The organism is Streptomyces sp. NRRL S-337, assembly GCF_000720175.1.
Taxonomy (GTDB): Bacteria; Actinomycetota; Actinomycetes; order Streptomycetales; family Streptomycetaceae; genus Streptomyces; species Streptomyces siderophoricus.
Map to the genome: position 1 here is coordinate 1 of NZ_JOIX01000082.1, position 17415 is coordinate 17415.

General features: G+C 73.5%; 15 protein-coding genes and 1 pseudogene. 7 read left to right on the forward strand and 9 right to left on the reverse strand.

The features are described 5' to 3' along the window. Positions 1-238 precede the first annotated feature (238 nt). Positions 239-481, forward strand: a complete 243-nt coding sequence (locus IG62_RS0134705) for a hypothetical protein (protein ID WP_030812924.1) — start codon at positions 239-241, stop codon at positions 479-481. 451 nt (positions 482-932) lie between these two features. Next, positions 933-2246 (forward strand): glycosyltransferase 87 family protein, encoded by a 1314-nt coding sequence (locus IG62_RS0134710; RefSeq protein WP_324604663.1) that lies wholly within the window; start codon positions 933-935, stop codon positions 2244-2246. A gap of 56 nt (positions 2247-2302) precedes the next feature. Here IG62_RS0134710 and IG62_RS0134715 read toward each other — a convergent pair whose 3' ends face one another. Together IG62_RS0134715 and IG62_RS0134720 are read right to left on the reverse strand one after the other, a co-directional pair. Next, a complete protein-coding gene (locus IG62_RS0134715) occupies positions 2303-3955 on the reverse strand; it encodes a DNA repair helicase XPB (RefSeq protein WP_030812931.1) in 1653 nt (550 codons plus the stop codon). A 359-nt stretch (positions 3956-4314) separates the two neighbouring features. Next, a complete protein-coding gene (locus IG62_RS0134720) occupies positions 4315-6996 on the reverse strand; it encodes a helicase C-terminal domain-containing protein (RefSeq protein ID WP_030812934.1) in 2682 nt (893 codons plus the stop codon). 177 nt (positions 6997-7173) lie between these two features. Here IG62_RS0134720 and IG62_RS47500 point away from each other — a divergent pair, with 177 nt between their 5' ends. Further along, on the forward strand, positions 7174-8415 hold the full coding sequence (locus tag IG62_RS47500) for a hypothetical protein (RefSeq protein WP_030812937.1): 1242 nt from the start codon (positions 7174-7176) through the stop codon (positions 8413-8415). Positions 8416-8652: 237 nt separating this feature from the next. Here the strand turns inward: IG62_RS47500 and IG62_RS0134730 are convergent, their stop codons facing one another. Continuing rightward, complete coding sequence (locus IG62_RS0134730; RefSeq protein WP_030812940.1) at positions 8653-9408, reverse strand: GbsR/MarR family transcriptional regulator; 756 nt, start codon at positions 9406-9408, stop codon at positions 8653-8655. Positions 9409-9669: 261 nt separating this feature from the next. Between IG62_RS0134730 and IG62_RS0134735 the strand changes: the two genes are divergently transcribed. Then, complete coding sequence (locus tag IG62_RS0134735) at positions 9670-10329, forward strand: DUF4097 family beta strand repeat-containing protein (RefSeq protein ID WP_030812944.1); 660 nt, start codon at positions 9670-9672, stop codon at positions 10327-10329. A 195-nt stretch (positions 10330-10524) separates the two neighbouring features. Then, positions 10525-11766, forward strand: a complete 1242-nt coding sequence (locus tag IG62_RS0134740) for a serine hydrolase domain-containing protein (RefSeq protein ID WP_030812946.1) — start codon at positions 10525-10527, stop codon at positions 11764-11766. Between the two features lie 55 nt (positions 11767-11821). Here the strand turns inward: IG62_RS0134740 and IG62_RS47505 are convergent. Further along, positions 11822-11893: pseudogene (locus tag IG62_RS47505) on the reverse strand. Between the two features lie 143 nt (positions 11894-12036). Between IG62_RS47505 and IG62_RS0134745 the strand changes: the two are divergent. Then, a complete protein-coding gene (locus IG62_RS0134745; protein ID WP_037840056.1) occupies positions 12037-12702 on the forward strand; it encodes an HAD family hydrolase in 666 nt (221 codons plus the stop codon). Here the strand turns inward: IG62_RS0134745 and IG62_RS45580 are convergent. Then, the gene (locus IG62_RS45580; RefSeq protein WP_234326867.1) at positions 12639-12863 is read right to left on the reverse strand and encodes a hypothetical protein; all 225 of its coding nucleotides are present in this window, start codon (positions 12861-12863) and stop codon (positions 12639-12641) included. The two genes, IG62_RS0134745 and IG62_RS45580, sit on opposite strands and share 64 nt — an antisense overlap. Before the next feature lie 249 nt (positions 12864-13112). Between IG62_RS45580 and IG62_RS49965 the strand changes: the two genes are divergently transcribed. Beyond that, positions 13113-13496 (forward strand): cold-shock protein, encoded by a 384-nt coding sequence (locus IG62_RS49965; RefSeq protein ID WP_018089689.1) that lies wholly within the window; start codon positions 13113-13115, stop codon positions 13494-13496. Positions 13497-13520: 24 nt separating this feature from the next. Here IG62_RS49965 and IG62_RS0134755 read toward each other — a convergent pair whose 3' ends face one another. The 4 genes from IG62_RS0134755 to IG62_RS0134770 form a co-directional block, all read right to left on the reverse strand. After that, positions 13521-14372: a 1,4-dihydroxy-6-naphthoate synthase gene (locus tag IG62_RS0134755; RefSeq protein ID WP_030812954.1), complete on the reverse strand. Its 852-nt coding sequence runs from the start codon at positions 14370-14372 to the stop codon at positions 13521-13523. After that, positions 14369-15112: a futalosine hydrolase gene (locus IG62_RS0134760; protein WP_030812957.1), complete on the reverse strand. Its 744-nt coding sequence runs from the start codon at positions 15110-15112 to the stop codon at positions 14369-14371. Before IG62_RS0134760 ends, IG62_RS0134755 begins: the two co-directional genes overlap by 4 nt. A gap of 44 nt (positions 15113-15156) precedes the next feature. After that, positions 15157-15660, reverse strand: coding sequence for a hypothetical protein (locus IG62_RS0134765; RefSeq protein WP_030812960.1), 504 nt, complete (start codon positions 15658-15660; stop codon positions 15157-15159). A 136-nt stretch (positions 15661-15796) separates the two neighbouring features. After that, the gene (locus IG62_RS0134770; RefSeq protein ID WP_420711152.1) at positions 15797-17113 is read right to left on the reverse strand and encodes an MFS transporter; all 1317 of its coding nucleotides are present in this window, start codon (positions 17111-17113) and stop codon (positions 15797-15799) included. Positions 17114-17415: the final 302 nt, after the last annotated feature.

Below are 17415 nucleotides of genomic sequence, written 5' to 3' on the forward strand. Positions count from 1 at the left end.
GCCGGGGGGAGGGCGGGGGCGAGGACGGGGGCGTCCACGCTGTCCGGCGGGGCGCGCGCCGAGCGGTCAACGCCGTACCCGGGTTGCCGGGTGGTCAACGCGGTACCGCGGGTTGACGACCCCTACAACCGTGGGTCTCCCGTAGGGGTTGGAGTGGGTCTGGAGACTGACGTCAGGCCCGCCAAGGATCGACCCGTGGACCGATGTCCGGCAATCGCGTGAAATTCATCATGGACCCATGAGCAACGCAACGATTCCACCCGCATCCGTCCGGCCCCTCCCCTCCCTCGCATCCGCCCCTCTCCACCCGGCCAAGGGCGCCACGGCCCTCGGCGCCACCCCGGCCGCCGGCGCCGCCCCGGAGGCCGGGCACCGACACCTGGTGGGCAACGCCCTCCGCGCGATAAAGGTCTTCGCCACCGCGGCCTTCAGCGTCGTCGTCCTCGGCGAGTACGCGGACGACCGCCGGGCCGCGGGCTGAGCCCCGGGGCCGAGCCGCGGGGGCCGACCCCCGGCCCGGGCTGATCTTGTTCGACGCCATGACGACATCCGGATGACCGGAAACCGTTACGGCCTGCCGGTCCCGATCCACTAGCGTCGGCGCGGAGTGCGCGCTCAGGGCGACGGAGTGCGCGCTCAGGGTGACGAGGCGAGGCGACGAGAGGGGTCAACGGGTGTCTTCCGCCGACGGTACGCGGACGGAGAGCGAAGAGACCGAAACACCGGGGGAGGGGAGGGGGAGGGGCCCCCGAACCAGACCCGACGAAACCCCGCCCCCCAGCCCCAACCCCAGCCCTACCAGCCCCAACCCCAGCCCTACCAACCCCACGCCCACCCCTACCGACCTCACCCCCACCGATACAAGCCCCAGCCGTACCAGCACGACGTCCGCCTTCACCGGCACCCCCCGCCACCTCCTCTACGCCGCCGCCCTGTTGCTCGTCTCGTTCGTCGGGCTGTGGGTGCTTTACGAGGTGCAGCCGCTGCCGATGTCCGACATAGCGGTCTACCGGGCCGAGGGGGAGGCCGCCGCGAGCGGCGGTGATCTCTATGGCTTCACGGTCACCAAGTGGGACCTCCCGGCCACCTACCCGCCCTTCGCCGCCCTGCTCTTCATCCCGACGACCTGGCTCTCCCTCGGCACCCTCAAGATCGTCTGTGTGCTCGTCAACGCCGGGCTGCTCGCCCTGCTGATCCATCTCTCCTGCCAGGCCACCGGCGTGCGTCAGGCCACCGGTGTGCGTCAGGCGGCCGGTGTGCGCCGGGCCGCGCACACCGCGCCGGCCGTACTGGCCGCCACCGCGCTCGGCCTCTGGCTCGAACCGGTCTTCCAGACGTTCGTCTTCGGCCAGGTCAATCTCGCCCTGACCTGCCTGGTCCTCTGGGACCTCGCCCGCCCGGACGGTGCCCGCGGCAAGGGGTTCGCCACCGGAATCGCGGCGGGTATCAAGCTCACCCCCGCGATCTTCGCCGTCTACCTCCTCATCACCGGCCGGGTGAAGGCCGCCTTCAGCGCCCTCGCCGGCTTCCTGGTCTCGGTGCTGCTGGGCTGGCTGGTGCTGCCGGACGCCAGCGTCGAGTTCTGGACCCGGCGGATGTTCGAGACCGACCGGGTGGGCAAGGTCTGGATCGTCGACAACCAGTCCCTCCAGGGCCTGATCAGCCGCGTCCTGCACGACCCCGAACCGGGGCTGCTGTGGGCGGTGCCGGCGCTGCTGACCGCGGCCGCCGGCCTCTACGCCGCACGCCGGGTCTATCTGCGCCGCGGCCTCGACACCTGGGGCGTGCTGTGTACGGCCGTGACGGCGCTGCTGGTCTCACCGATCAGCTGGTCGCACCACTGGGTCTGGTGCGTACCGCTGCTGATCGGCCTCGCCGCCCGCGTCCGGCGGCACCCCTGGCGGCGCGCCCTGCTGGCCGCCGTCACCCTCGCCTTCACGGCCCGCACGATGTGGCTCGTGCCGCACCGCGGCGACCTCGATCTGCACTTCTCCTGGTGGCAGCAGCCGTTCGCCGCGCCGTACCCCCTGCTCGGGCTGGCGCTGCTGGCGGCCCTGATCTGGTGGACCCGGCGTACGGGGAACGCGCCGGGGGAGGGGGACGAGTCGGGCGAGCCGGGGAAGCCGGGAGCGTCCGCGCCCCGCCATATCCCGTCCCCACGCGCCGACCAGGACCTGACAGCCCGGACCGCCCGGACTACCGGGACCGCCCGGACTACCCCGACCGCCCGGCCCCGCACCGCATGAGCCCGGGCCGGACGGACGTCCGCAGGTACGCCTGAACGTCCCCCTGCCGCTGCTTCCTACGCGTCCTCGTCCGCCGCCAGCAGTTCGTCCGCGTCGACGATCCGGTACGCGTAGCCCTGCTCGGCCAGGAAGCGCTGGCGGTGGGCGGCGAAGTCCTGGTCGATGGTGTCGCGGGCGACGACGGAGTAGAAGCGCGCCTCGTGGCCGTCGGCCTTCGGGCGGAGCACCCGGCCGAGCCGCTGGGCCTCCTCCTGGCGGGAGCCGAAGGTGCCGGACACCTGGATCGCGACCGTCGCCTCGGGCAGGTCGATGGAGAAGTTCGCGACCTTCGAGACGACCAGGACCGAGATCTCGCCCTCCCGGAACGCGTCGAAGAGCTTCTCCCGCTGGGCGTTGCTGGTCTCGCCCTTGATCACCGGGGCGTTCAGATGCTCGCCCAGTTCGTCCAGCTGGTCGATGTACTGCCCGATGACCAGCGTCTGGTCGCCCTGGTGGCGGCGCACCAGCGCCTCGGTCACATACTGCTTGCTGGCCGTGGTGGCGCAGAAGCGGTACTTCTCCTCGGTCTCGGCAGTGGCGTACGCCAGCCGTTCCGACTCGGTGAGGTTGACCCGTACCTCGACGCAGTCGGCCGGGGCGATGTAGCCCTGTGCCTCGATCTCCTTCCAGGGGGCGTCGAACCGCTTCGGGCCGATGAGCGAGAACACGTCCGACTCCCGGCCGTCCTCGCGCACCAGCGTGGCGGTCAGCCCGAGCCGGCGCCGGGCCTGCAGGTCGGCGGTGAACTTGAAGACCGGCGCGGGCAGCAGGTGCACCTCGTCGTAGACGATCAGGCCCCAGTCCCGGGAGTCGAACAGCTCCAGGTGCGGGTAGACGCCCTTCCGCTTGGTCGTCAGCACCTGGTACGTGGCGATGGTGACCGGCCGGATCTGCTTCTTCGTCCCGCTGTACTCGCCGATCTCGTCCTCGGTCAGTGAGGTGCGCCGGACGAGTTCGTGCTTCCACTGCCGCGCCGAGACCGTATTGGTCACGAGGATGAGCGTGGTGGCCTTGGCCTGTGCCATGGCGCCCGCGCCGACCAGCGTCTTGCCCGCGCCGCACGGCAGGACGACGACGCCCGAGCCGCCGTGCCAGAAGCCCTCGACGGCCTGCTGCTGGTACGGCCGCAGCGCCCAGCCGTCCTCGCGCAGCTCGATCGGATGCGCCTCACCGTCGACGTAACCGGCGAGGTCCTCGGCGGGCCAGCCCAGCTTGAGCAGCGTCTGCTTGATCTGGCCGCGCTCGGAGGGGTGGACGACCACGCTGTCCGGGTCCAGCCGGGCGCCGACCAGCGGCTGCACCTTCTTGGAGCGGAGGATCTCCTCCAGCACCGGGCGGTCGGTGGTGGTCAGCACCAGCCCGTGCGTCGGGTGCTTGATCAGTGTGAGCCGGCCGTAGCGGGCCATCGTCTCCGCGACGTCGACGAGCAGTGCGTGCGGCACCGGGTACCGCGAGTACTGCACCAGCGCGTCCACGACCTGCTCGGCGTCGTGCCCGGCGGCCCGCGCGTTCCAGAGCCCCAGCGGCGTCACCCGGTACGTGTGGATGTGCTCCGGCGCCCGCTCCAGTTCGGCGAAGGGCGCGATGGCCCGCCGGCAGGCGTCCGCCAGCTCGTGGTCCACCTCCAGCAGCAGCGTCTTGTCGCTCTGGACGATGAGGGGTCCGTTCACGCGCCTCGCCCTTTCCGTTCGGTGTGCGGCCCGGGACGGGAGCGTCCTGTGCGGCCAAATCTCCAGTGTGCCCCATCGGCGGGGAAGCGAGGGAGGAGCGGCGAACGGCAGACCGAGCGGCCCGGCCGGTCAGCGGCCGCGTGCCGGAAGCACGGCGCGCGGGAGGTCCTCGGGCCGGGCGGCCGGGTAACGCCGGACACAGCACCCACGTGCACTGCGGCTGGTCGCGCTGATCCGAAACGGCGCTGATCCAAAACGGCGCTGAACCGCAACCGCGCTGACCGGAAGCGGCTACGGGTTCACCGCACCCACACCCGCACTCCCGGCCGGGCGTCGCCACGAGGCGAGGCCCGGCCGCCTCACACCACGTCGTCCGCGAGTTCCGCGACCCCGGTGATCCGGTGCAGTGGATAGGTGCGTACCTCGTCGGCGGTGTGGTCGTACGCGGTGACGAAGCCGCCCTCCACCCGGACCGGGGCGATCACCCGTTGACTGGCCGCACCGTCCGCGTTGACGTAGCCGATCCACAGGGCCGAGTTGGTCAGCACCGCGGCCTGCATCGTGGCGAGGGTCTCGGCGGAGGTGGTGCGCGGGAGCGTGCCGGGGGCCGGGACGGGGGCGTGCACCGGCTTGCGTTCCGCCGTGGCGGCGAGGTCGCCGGCGCGGATGGCGCGCACCGCCGCCTCCAGGAGGGTGCCGTCGGGCGACGGCGGACCGTCCGGGACGGGGGCCGGGGCGGTGCGCGGCGGGGTGCGGTACGAGTCGGCGCGGGCGATCAGGACGTCGCCGGCGGCGGACTCGGCGGCCGGGGCGTAGCCCATCGCCCGTAGCCCGTCGAGGAGTTGTTCGGGCGCGGTCTGGGCGGCGAGCACGGTCGGGGCCAGCCGGCGCAGGCGGAGCCCGGCGGCGCGCCGGTCGGCGAGGATCTCGGAGAGCAGCGCGTCGTCGTCGCAGCGGACGTAGGCGGCGGCCGCGCCGATCCGCAGCCGGCCGTGCTTACGGGCCACGTCGTCGATGAGGTAGGCGAGCGGCTGGGGGACCGGTGTACGGGAGTGGCTGCTGAGGAAGTCCTGCAGTTCGGCGGCGGAACGGCCGGCGTCGAGGGCGCGGCGCACCGAGGCCGGGGTGAAGCGGTAGACCGTCGCGCCGCCCTTGGACTCGATGTCCGCGAGGACGTCGAGCGCCTCGGCGAGCGGGCGCTGCAACGGGCCGGGGGCGACCGCGGTCAGGTCCGCCTGGAGGAGGACGTGGTCGAGGGGTTCGGGGAGGAGGGGGGCCAGCAGGGCGGCGGCGCGGGTCGCCGCGGCACCGATCTCGGCCCCGGATGCCACCCCGCCTCCGGTTGCCGCTCCGGCTGCGAGGGGTGATGCCTCGGCTCCGGCTTCCGTCCACGTACCGGCTTCCGTCCCCCTACCGGCTTCCGTCCACGTGCCGGTTTCCGCCGCCGCCCCGGTCTTCGCTCCCTCCGCGCCGATCAGCGTCCGGCCGTGGGTGGCGAGTGCGCCGCGCCCGGTGACGCCCAGCAACTCGGCCTCCTCCAGGGCCCATTGGGCCAGGCGCGACCGGAGGTCGTCGGTGCCGGCGGACTCGGCCTCCGCGCCCCTGCCCGTCGTCGCTCCCGCGACCCCGCCCGCCGTCGGTCCTGCGGCCCCGCCCGTCGTGGCTCCCGCGGCCCCGCCCGCCGTCGGGCCGGCCCCGCGCAGTGGACGTTCCCAGCGGAGCCGGGAGAGCACCGTCGCCGCCGGTACGGACGTACCGGGCGGCAGTGTGGCGAGCAGGGTGAGGGCGCGGCGGCGGACCTCGGGGGCCGGGGAGCGGTCCAGGTGCGGTCCGAGGGCGGCGAGCGCGCGCCCCTTCACGTCGGCGGTGCCGACCACGCCCGAGGTGCGGGTGGCGGCCAGCCAGCCGGCCGCCAGCGCCGCCCACCGCTCGTGATCGGGCAGCTGCCGCCACTCCTCGGCGGCCGGGGTGGCCGCGTACCGCTCGTCGGCCTCGCCGTCGGAAGCGATCAGCCCGGCCGCGTAGGCGAGTTCGAGCCAGAAGGCGGCGAGCCGTTCGGTGGTGTCCAGGGCGGTGGCGGTGCGCTTGAGGTCGCGGACGCTCATCCCGCCGGCGCGCAGCACGGGCGGGCCGCCCAGGTCCCACTCCTTGAGCAGTTCCTCGACGGTCGCCAGGGCGGTGAACGCCTGGCTCGCCGCGGCGTTGTCCACAAGCTGTGGATCGCGTTCCGTCGTGGGCGTGAGCGCCGGCGGCACCGGCTCCGGGCTGCGGTGGGCGCGCCCGCCGCGGAGATGGAGCGCCGCCTCCCGCGGCAGGACGACGTTGCGGGCGCCCGCCGGGAGCAGCAGACCGCGGTCGAGCAGCCACTGCAGATGGGCGGCCGGGCGGTCGGTGACCGCGCCGTACGGCGGGCCCCACAGCAGTTTGTCGAGGACGGCGACGGACTCGGCCGGCGCGGTGTCCAGCAGCGCGGCCATCCGCTCCCGGTCGCGGAACAGCGCGGTCAGTGCGGCGACCGCGGAGACCGGGTCGTGGGTGGTGGGCAACCCGGCCGCGGCCAGGATCTCCTGCAGCCGCCCGGGCGACATCCCGGCGGCGGCCTCGGCGACGGTCGGGCCCAGACCGGTCGGCGAGGGCCGCGCGGCGCCGGGCGCCAGCAGCTCCCGGGCCGTCCGCACCAGCCGCAGCCGGTCGTCCGGCCCCCACACCAGGGCCTGCCCGCGCAGCTCGGCGACGGCCCGGGGCAGCGCGGCGGCCACCGCCTCGTCCCCGGCGTCCCCGCCCATCAGCGCGCCCAGCGTGTCGTACGGGCACGGGTCGGGCGCCACCGCCAGCGCCTCGGCGGTCTGCAGGGCGAACCGGTCGAGCCGCTCCACCGCGCGGACCACCGATGCCCGGGTCCCGGCCCGGGTCGCCAGCTGGGTGACGTCGCCCGGCACCGGGCTGAGCAGATCGGGCCGTGCCCGCAGCAGTCCGACGAGCCCGCTGTCGCTACGGGTCCGCAGCTCCTCGGCGAGGGTGCGGGGGGTATCGGTGGTCATTCGTACAACGTTAGCGGGGCGATCGGGCCAGGGGCAGGGAGCGGCGGCGGGGTACCGGAGGATCCGGCGCCGGGCCGCTCGCGGCGGATCCGCCGGCGCCCCGCCGCCGCTCCGGGCCGGGCGGCGGCCGGCGCGGTACCGTCGGGGCAGCAACCAGCGGACGCCGCAGGGGATTTCGTGGGGATCGAGAGTGAGCAGCTCGTCTTTGACTATCTGAGCCGGGTCGGTGACCTGGCCCAGCAGCGGGGCCTGCCCCCTGCCGCACGGATGCGGCTGGTGTCGGGGCTCCGGACGCAGATCGAGGCGCAGAGAGCCGACTCGGTGGTGGGCACCAAGCGGATGCTGGCGCGGCTGGGCACGCCGGAGGCGTTGGTCGAGGCGGCCGGCGGCGCCCCGGCGGCGGCCGGTACCCCGCAGCCGGACCCGGCCCCGCCCGCCCCGTCCGCCCGGCCCGGCTCGTCGGGCCGGGCCGCCGCCCGTGATCGGATCGACGCTTTGACGGCCTGGCGCGACGGACTGCTCGCCAAGGCGGCGCCGAAGGAGCGGGCGGCACAGAAGCGGGCGGCGGACGGGGCCGGCGCGGCGAACGCGGACGGGAGGGCGACCGGCGACGGCGCGCCCCGGAACGGCGACCGGCCGGCGCCCGGCAGGAGAGGCATCTTCACCAAGCTTGCGGCGTCGGGCAAGGGTGCGGCGTCCGGCAAGGTGCCCGGCCCGCGCGCCGGTGAGCCGGAGTCCGCGCCGTCCGTCGGGCTGCCGCCGCACCTCGCCGGCGCGGACGAGCTGGGGGACGCGCAGGACGTGCCCGACTGGTGGCGGGTGGAGCCGGGGCCGTACGGGCCGGGGGAGACCGTGCCCGGCTTCGTGGGCGGGATCGAGATCCCGGAGATATGGCAGCATCCGAAGGGCGACCCCGCCGGGCGGCGGCCGTCGCTGCGGAAGGACGGCACGGAGGCGGACGACGACGCGGACGGCGAGGCCGCCCGGGCCCGTACGGAAGACGGTGCGGACGGCGGTGCGGACGAGGGCGCGGGCGTCGACGGGGCGGCGGTGGAGGCCGTCCGGCCGGTGCCGCTGCGGGCCTGGCTCAGTCCGGTGCCGGCGCTGGCGGTGGTCCTCCTGGTGGCCGGGGCGGTGCTGGGCTCGTGGCTCGCGCTGGCGGGCGGCTGGGCACTCGCCTACGTGTCGCGGCGGCTCAGTCCGGCCGAGGCCAAGTTCGCGGCGCTCGGCGTGCCCGGGACCGTCGTCGGCGGTCTGCTGGTGTGGCTGTGGGGCCGGTTCGACGGGCGGTGGGGCGAGCCGATCGCGCAGGGCCGGCTGGGCCAGGAGCTGATCGATACGCTGCCCGGCGTGGTGCGGGTCGCGGCGGTCGCCTCGGCGCTGTTCCTGCTGTGGCGGATGCGGCGGGCGGTCCGCTAGGGACACTCGTCAGAGGCCCTGAGTCAGAGGCCCTGGTCAAGGGCCCCAACCAGGGGCCCTCATCCAGCGGCACTCCATGGACGCCCGGCTCGGCTTGAGTCCGGTCCTGGCCGAGCCCGCCCCCGCCGCCTGGGCGTAGGCCGCCACCGGATCAGTCACTGAGCTTCACGATGAAGGATCCGGCGCGGGCACCACTGACCGGGCCCATCGAGTGACCGGGCCCATCGAGACGGCTGTCTATGCGCCATCTGGTCGTGGCGTGGCGGCGCCGTCCGGGGTCGTTGCCGTTCTGGTGTAGAGGACCTCGCGGCCTTGCTCCGCGGCGCGGATGAGTGCTTCGCTGACGAAGTCGAGGAAGCGGGCGGCGTTTTCGAGGCGGGTGGCGGCCGGGGTGTCGCGGCCGAGGATGACGGCACCTTGCCGCGCGGCCTCGATGAACTCGTCGTTGGCGCGGGCGCTGCGGAGCATCGCCTGGTACCAGAGGTCGTCGTCGACGACGTAGCGCTCGCGGCGGCGTTCGCCTGGTTCCCGGCGGACGAGGTCCAGGCCTTCGAGGAATGTGATCGCTTTGGAGATGGACGCCGGGCTGACCGCCAGGCGTTGGGCGAGTTCGGCGGCGGTGAGGCTGCCGGTGTCGGTGGTGTAGAGGCAGCCCAGTACCCGGGCCATCATCTTGGGCAGGCCCGAGGTCATGAAGACGGTGGTGAGGCTCTCCTGGTAGTCGCGCACGGCCTCGGCGTCGCGTCCGTAGGGCTGCGGAAGTGCCTGCGACCCCTGGGGCGCGGCTTGTTTGCGGCGGTGGGTGCGCTGCTGGGTGGCGCGGTGGGCGAGGTCGGCGCGGTACCCGGTCGGGCCGCCGTTGCGCATCACCTCACGCGTGATCGTGGAGGTCGGACGGTCGAGACGGCGGGCGATCTCGGCGTAGGCCAGGCCGTCGGCCAGCCCCGTCGCGATCTGCTGGCGCTCGGACTGGGTGAGTCTGCCTCCCGGCATCAGGACCCCCTTCATGCCCCATGGGTGCTCCACGGTGCTGCTCGATGTTCCTCAACGCCTCCACCATAGCGTTCATCTTCAATACATTGCAACGGTCGTCTCTGTGATCGTTGCGTTAAACGAGAGGCGTTGCAATGATTACTGGGCTCTCACCTGCGTAAACCCTGTTCTCACGCAAAGATTTTGTTGCGGCAAATCATAAAGCAACGTAGCGTTTCCGTTGTTCCGAAACAGTGAACCGCACGCACAAGGGAGAGCACGATGCAGAAGTTCGACACCCCCGCCCCGATCGCCGCCGTCCTGGCCGTCCCCGCCGGACGTGTCCAGTTCATCGCCGCCGACCGTGCCGACACCGTGGTCGAGGTCCGGCCCGCGAACACCTCGAAGGGCCGCGACGTGAAGGCGGCGGAGCAGACCACGGTCGACTACGCCGACGGGGTCCTGCGGATCGAGAACCTGACGAAGAACCAGTACCTCGGCCCCACCGGATCCATCGAGGTGACGGTCAAGCTGCCCGCCGGTTCCGGCGTCGAGGCCAGGACGGCCGGCGCCGAACTCCGGACCCTCGGCCGCCTCGGCGATGTCGCCTTCGAAGGCGCGTACCGCCAGATCAAGATCGACGAGGCCGCGAGCCTTCGTCTCACCGCGGTCGACGGCGACGTCGAGGTCGGCCGGTGCGGCCCCGCCGACATCAGCACGGCAAGGGGCGACATCCGGATCGCCGAGGCCACGGGCGGCAAGGTCGTGCTCCACACGCACTCCGGCGACATCACGGTCGTCGCCGCCGCCGGCGTCTCCGCCACCCTGGACGCCGGCACCAGCCACGGCCGCATCAGCAACGCCCTCAAGAGCGACGGCACCGCCGAACTCGACATCCACGCCACCACCCCGCACGGCGACATCACCGCCCGCAGCCTCTGACCCGCTCCCTTTCGAGGAGCACCCTCGACGCCCCCGGCCATCGGGGCGGACGCGAACTCGCGAACGCCATGGACGCCGCGCCGGGGAGGCGTCCCGCACGGCGAACGCGGCACTGCCGTCGCCTGGGCGCGCCCAGCGGCAGCCGAACCCCACCGCACCACCCACCCGCACACACACCACAAGGAGCACACGGCCATGTCCCTCAACCCCACCGGCCGGCACAGCGGTTTCTCCGAAGCAGGGCTGCGCAGGATGCGCGACGTGCTCGCACGGCACGTCGAATCCGGGAAGATCCCCGGCCTCGTCGCCCTGGTCAGCCGGGGCGGTGAGACGCACGTCGAAGCGATCGGGACGATGCGCCATGACGGGGGCGCGCCGATGCGCCGGGACACGATCTTCCGGATGGCGTCCACGTCCAAGCCGGTCACGATGGCGGCGGCGATGGTCCTGCTCGACGAGTGCCGACTACGGCTGGACGACCTGGTGGAGCCCTGGCTGCCGGAACTGGCCGACCGCCGGGTGCTGAAGCGGATCGACAGCCCGCTGGACGACACCGTGCCGGCGCGGCGGCCGATCACCGTACGGGACCTGCTGACCTCCACGTTCGGGCTCGGCGTGGATCTGACGTCGATGGGCACCCCGATCATGGACGCGATCTTCGAGCGGGGCGTCTTCGCCCAGACTGCGCAGGAGGCGCCCGGGCCGGATGAGTGGATGCGCCGGCTGGGCACGCTTCCGCTGATGCACCAGCCCGGGGCGCGCTGGCAGTACCAGATAAGCAACGACGTGCTCGGCGTGCTGGTGGAGCGGGTCACCGGCCAGCCGTTCGAGGCGTTCCTGCGCGAACGCGTCCTCGACCCGCTGGGGATGGCCGACACCGGTTTCCACGTGCCCGCCGGCAAGATCGACCGGCTGCCGACCAGCTACGTCCCCGACCCGCAGACCGGGGAGTTCACCGTGTGGGACGAGGCGGCGGGCGGGCAGTACAGCCGGCCTCCGGCGTTCCAGTCCGGCGGTGGTGGGCTGGTCTCCACCGTCGACGACTACCACGCCTACTTCCGGATGCTGCTCAACGGCGGGATGCACGGGAGCGAACGGATCCTGTCCCGGCCCGCCGTCGACCTGATGACCACCAACTGCCTCACGCCCGAACAGAACGCCGCCCGCAGCGCCATGGCCCGCGACAACGTCCACATCTCGTTCGGCCAAGGGCAGCACGGCGGTTGGGGCTTCGGGATGGCGGTACGCACCTACCGCGGCGACTACGCGCCCGTCGGCCAGTTCGGCTGGGACGGCGGAACCGGCACCACCACCTACGCCGACCCGCACCACCAGCTCACCGGAACCCTGCTCACCCAGGTCGGCATGTCCACCCCGGATTCGGCGCGGGTCATCCACGACTTCTGGACCACGGTGTACCAGGCCATCGACGACTGACACCGCCGGCAACAGCAAAGGTCTCTTCCCCGTACGGGGAAGAGACCTTTGCGTGTGGAGCGCCCGGCAGGCCTTGCACCTGCATCTCCCACCGGTTGGTGGACGTCTTTCCTTGGACCACAGACGCGCGACTCCCGCCCGCGGACGGAAGCTTCATCATGATCATACCGGATCCGCGGACCGGCAAAAGCAGGCCCGGCGGGCTGTGGCGCCGGGACCCGACACGGGCCACCGTCCGGCTGCCGCGGGCCCCCGGGCACAATGGCGGGCATGGCTGCGCACCCCCTGACGGTCGGATTCGACCTCGACATGACGCTGATCGACTCCCGCCCCGGAATCAAGGCCGCCTACGAGGTGCTGTCCGCCCGGACCGGCACCCATGTCGACGCCGACGCCGCGGTGACCCGGCTCGGGCCGCCGCTGGAGGAGGAGATCCGCCGCTGGTTCCCCGCGGAGCGGGTGGCGGAGATCAGCGCCCAGTACCGCGCGCTGTACCCGGAGTACGCCATCACCACCACCCCCGCGCTGCCCGGCGCCCACGAGGCGATCGCCGCGGTGCAGGCGGCCGGTGGCCGGGCGATCGTGGTGACCGCCAAGTACGAGCCGAACGCCAAGCTCCACCTGGCCCACCTCGGCCTCGAACCGGACGCGGTGATCGGCTCGCTGTGGGCGGAGGCCAAGGCCGAGGCGCTGCGCGATCACGACGCGACGGTCTACGTCGGCGACCACACCGGTGACGTGCGGGGCGCGCACACCGCGAAGGCGCTGTCGGTGGCCGTGGCCACCGGGCCCTGTGACGCGGCGGAGCTGCGGGCGGCCGGCGCCGAGGTGCTGCTCGCCGACCTGACCGAGTTCCCGGCCTGGCTGGCGCGTTACCTCGCGGAGGGCGCAGGGGGCGCGGACGGCGCGGAGCCCTCGGCGGCCGCCACCGCCTGACGCCGCTGGACCACCGCGGAGCGGACCACTCCGCTCGCGGCGACCAGGAAGCCGGCGCCCATCAGCATGCACAGCCAGTAGAAGCCCCACGGCAGCGGCGTGGTCCCGAGGAACAGCGGCGTCACGGTGGCGAGAGTGGCCAGCGCGCCAACTAGGAACATGATCGCGCCGATTCGGACCAGCAGATCCCCTGCGCGGGGCGTTTCGTCAGACACCTGACCAGGGTAAGTCCGCACCGGAAGCACAGAGGATCCACCCGGCGGCGTCTTGTCACCGGCCGGGGGACCATTAGCCTTGGTGGTGGCGGGTCCTGCGGCCCGCTGCATTGCTATCCAGACCGTTTTTTCTTCCGCGCTTCCGCGGCAGACCAGCCCAAGTTTTTTCCAACGAGTACGAGGACGAGGACAGACGTGCCTACCGGCAAGGTCAAGTGGTTCAACAGTGAGAAGGGCTTCGGCTTTCTCTCCCGCGACGACGGCGGTGACGTCTTCGTGCACTCGTCGGTGCTGCCCGACGGTGTAGCCGCACTCAAGCCCGGCCAGCGCGTCGAATTCGGCGTCGTCGCAGGTCAGCGCGGCGACCAGGCGCTGACGGTGACGCTCCTCGACCCCGCGCCCTCGGTGGCCGCCGCCCAGCGCCGCAAGCCCGACGAACTCGCCTCGATCGTCCAGGACCTCACCACGCTCCTGGAGAACGTCACCCAGCAGCTGGAGCGCGGCCGCTACCCCGACAAGGTGCACGGCGCCAAGATCGCCGGCATGCTGCGGGCGGTCGCCGACCAGCTGGACGTCTGACCGCACCGGAGCGCCCGGCACACCTCACACGAAACGCAAGGCATCGCGGCCGAGGGGCGGCACCAGCCCCTCGGCCGCGGCGCGGGTGAGCAGCCCGCGCACCGCGGCATAACCGTCCTCACCGAGGTCGGCGGTGAACTCGTTGACGTACAGCCCGATGTGCTGGTCGGCCACCTTCGGGTCCATCTCCTGCGCGTGCTCCAGCACGTACGGCCGGGACGCCTCCGGGTCGTCCCAGGCCATCAGCACCGACGACCGGATCGCCGCCGCGAGCTCCCGCAACGCCCGCTCGCCCAGCGACCGCTTGGCGATGATCGCGCCGAGCGGGATCGGCAGCCCCGTCGTCTGCTCCCAGTGCTCACCCATGTCCGCCAGGCACACCAGCCCGTAGTCCTGGTACGTGAAACGCGCCTCGTGGATGACCAGACCGGCGTCGACCTTGCCGTCCCGCACGGCCGGCATGATCTCGTGGAACGGCAGCACCACGATCTCCCCGACCCCGCCCGGCACCTCGGCCGCCGCCCACAGCCGGAACAGCAGGTACGCCGTCGACCGCTCGCTGGGCACCGCCACCGTCTTCCCCGCCAGGTCCGCCGCCGCGCCCTGCCCGCGGGTGAGCACCAACGGCCCGCAGCCGCGCCCCAGCGCCCCGCCGCAGGGCAGCAGCGCGTAGTCGTCGAGCACCCAGGGCAGCACCGCGTACGACACCTTCAGCACGTCGAACTCACCGCGCTCGGCCATGCCGTTGGTGAGGTCGATGTCGGCGAAGGTGACCGCGAGCTCCGGCGCGCCCGGCACCCGGCCGTGCGCCAGCGCGTCGAAGACGAAGGTGTCGTTCGGGCACGGCGAGTACGCGATGTTCAGCGGCCGGGTCACGGAATCCTCCTGGCGGGGTGCTGGTCCAAAGCCGGCCCGGCGGTGGCCACCAGGGCTCCGGGAAGGGTACGGAAGGCGCCGGTCAGCGCGGTCAGCGCGGCGCCGATGCGCCAGGCGGCCCGGTCCCGCGGGCCGACGGCGTTGGAGACGGCCCGGACCTCCAGCACGGGCACCTGGTGCGCGGCGGCCGCCTCGGCCACCCCGAAGCCCTCCATAGCCTCGGCCACCACCCCCGGGTGACGCTGTGCCAGCTCGGCGGCGCGGGCGGCGCTGCCGGTGACCGTGGAGACCGTGACGACGGTGCCGGTGACCGCGCCGGCCGCCGCCGCGACGGCCTTCACCAGCGCCGGATCGGGGCGGTGCAGCACCGTCCCGAAGCCCAGGTCGGTGACCGGAACGAAGCCGTCCGGGGTCTCGGCGCCCAGATCGGCCGCGACGATCGCGTCCGCGACCACTACCGCGCCCAGCGGCGCGTCAGGCGCCCAGCCGCCGCCGATACCGGCCGAGACCACCAGGTCGTACGGCGCTCGGGCGAGCGCCGCGGCCGTCAGCGCGGTGGCCGTCCCGGCGGCCGCGGCGGCCGGTCCGACCCCCGCCGCCAGCACGTCGAACGCCACCGGCCCGCCGTCCGCCCGGAACAGCTCGTATCCACCCGGCAGCACGGCCGGCGCGCCGCACTCCGCCGCGGCGCACACCGCGTCGCGCTCGGCGGCCACCGCGGTGACGGCCAGCACCCGCAGCGGCCGCCCGGCGTCGCTCGGCGCGCTCAGCGGGCTCAGCGGGCTCAGTCCTTCTGCTTCAGCGTGAAGTGCCACATCGTCGTGGGGCCGTCGCCCTCGTGGAGCTCGGCGACCTGCAGGGTGACGTCCTTGGTGTACGTCGTCTGACCGGTCTGCGGGTTCTGCTGCATGAACAGCGCGTCCGCGTCGAAGCTGCGGTACGTCTGCTTGCTCGGCTCGCGCATCACGGGCCCGGCGCCGATGACGATCCAGCCGGACTTGGCGACGTCCGGGTCCACGCCCACGCGCACCTTCTCACCAGGGTGAACGGTGATCGTCTTGCCGCCCTTCTTGGTGATGCAGGCGGTCACGGCCTTCCTGGACAGTTCCTTGCCGTTGCCGTCGCAGCCGGGGGTGGCCTCGGCCGTCACCGTCGACGAACCGACGGTCACGGTCGCGAGCGCGGTCGGCTTCTCGCAGGCGGAGAGGGTCACCAGACCCAGGGACACGGCACCGATGGCGGCAGCGGCGCGGCGGCCCTTGCCCCAGGAGATCAACGCAGCGGTCATACGGGCAGGCTATCTGGCGCCCCGGCCCACGCCACCCCCGGGTGCGGCGTGCCGCGCGGCACGCCCCCAGGGGGTGCCCCCCGAGCACACCGGCCCGATCGGGGCGGCGCCCACTCCCGGTCCGTCCCGCCCGCGCTCAGGCCACCCGCGGCGCCGGCGTACCGCCCCGTCGCGTCGCCTGCAGCAGCCCCCGTACCGACAGCGCCGCACCCACCGTCACCAGGCCCGCGGCCACCGCCATGCCCACCACCCCGACCAGCGGCAGCGCGATCCCGAGCGCGCCGCCCACCACCCACGCCAGCTGCAGCGCCGTCTCCGACCGGGCGAACGCCGAGGTACGCACCTCCTCCGGCACATCGCGCTGGATCATCGCGTCCAGCGACAGCTTCCCCAGCGCCTGGCACAGCCCCGCGGTCGCCGCCGCGGCGGTGACCACGACCACCGCCAGCACCGGGTAGAACACCGCGGCCAGCACCGTCGCGCACAGCGCGAGCCCCAGCATCGCCGCGACGATCGGCTCCGGCCCGCGCGCCCTCAGCCACGCCCCGATCGCCGTGCCCAGCGCATTGCCGGTCCCGGCCGCCACCGCCACCAGCCCCAGCGACGCCGCCGCGCCCAGCCCGCCCAGCGGATGCTCGCGCAGCAGGAAGGCCAGGAAGAACGTCAGGAATCCGGAGAGCGCCCGCAGCGCGGCGTTCGCCTGCAGACCGTGCAGCACGGACGGCCCGACCGTCCGCAGCCCCGGCTTCGGCACCCGCCCCGCCGCCCCCGCCACCAGGCCGTTCCGGGACGCCAGCCGGGCCCGCCCCTCACCCTTCGCCGAGTCGACCTTGTGCGGCAGCGAGAACGACAGCACCGTGCCCACCGCGAACACCACGAACGCCCCGTACAGCGGACACGGCGGCCCGAGCAGATGCAGTCCCGCACCCGCCGGCGCGGCCAGCCCGGTCGCCAGCAGCCCCGCCAGCGTCACCCGCGAGTTGGCCTTCACCAGCGAGATCCGCGGCGGCAACAGCCGCGGCACCACCGCACTGCGCACCACGCCGTACGCCTTCGACGACACCAGGACGCCCAGCGCCGCCGGATACAGCTCCAGACCGCCGGTCGCCACCGCCCCCGACATCGTCACCGCCAGCAGCGCCCGGGCCAGCATCGACCCGGCCATCGCCGCCCGCCGGCCGTGCGGCACCCGGTCCAGCAGCGGCCCGATCACCGGCGCCAGCACCGCGAACGGCGCCATCGTCACCGCCAGATACAGCGCCACCCGGCCGCGCGCCTCCTGGGTCGGCACCGAGAAGAACACCGTCGACGCCAGCGCGACGGTGATCATCATGTCGCCCGCGGAGTTCACCGCGTGCAGCTCGATCAGCTTGCCCAGCCCCGACTCGCCCGCGCCGTGCGCATGCGTGGCCCGCCGTACGCCCTGGGCCGCACCGGTGAACGGCCGGTGCAGCGCCCGCCCGACCGCCCGCGCGGCCCGCCGCCCCCGGCTGCCGCCGAACCCGCCGCGCGTCGGTGCGCGCGGCTTCCGTACCTTCGACGCCCTCGCGGCAGCCACCTCGCCATAGTGCCCCAACTCGCCCAGGAGGGGGCGGTTCCTCCCACTTGCCGCGCGGGGCGCACCGGCCCGCCGTCGCCACCTGCTGCCAATTGCCGCTCCCTCCGAGGAGTCGTACACCGTTGAAGGGGTAGCGTGTCTAGCGCGCCACCGGCGGTCGGTTTTGGCCGCGTGTCTCATTGCGATCCGCGATCCCG

Coding starts and splice junctions, on each gene's coding strand:
- IG62_RS0134705 (WP_030812924.1), top strand. CDS start 239: ATGAGCAACGCAACGATTCCACCCGCATCCGTCCGGCCCCTCCCCTCC.
- IG62_RS0134720 (WP_030812934.1), bottom strand. CDS start 6,996: ATGACCACCGATACCCCCCGCACCCTCGCCGAGGAGCTGCGGACCCGT.
- IG62_RS0134730 (WP_030812940.1), bottom strand. CDS start 9,408: ATGCCGGGAGGCAGACTCACCCAGTCCGAGCGCCAGCAGATCGCGACG.
- IG62_RS0134735 (WP_030812944.1), top strand. CDS start 9,670: ATGCAGAAGTTCGACACCCCCGCCCCGATCGCCGCCGTCCTGGCCGTC.
- IG62_RS0134740 (WP_030812946.1), top strand. CDS start 10,525: ATGTCCCTCAACCCCACCGGCCGGCACAGCGGTTTCTCCGAAGCAGGG.
- IG62_RS0134745 (WP_037840056.1), top strand. CDS start 12,037: ATGGCTGCGCACCCCCTGACGGTCGGATTCGACCTCGACATGACGCTG.
- IG62_RS45580 (WP_234326867.1), bottom strand. CDS start 12,863: ATGTTCCTAGTTGGCGCGCTGGCCACTCTCGCCACCGTGACGCCGCTG.
- IG62_RS0134765 (WP_030812960.1), bottom strand. CDS start 15,660: ATGACCGCTGCGTTGATCTCCTGGGGCAAGGGCCGCCGCGCCGCTGCC.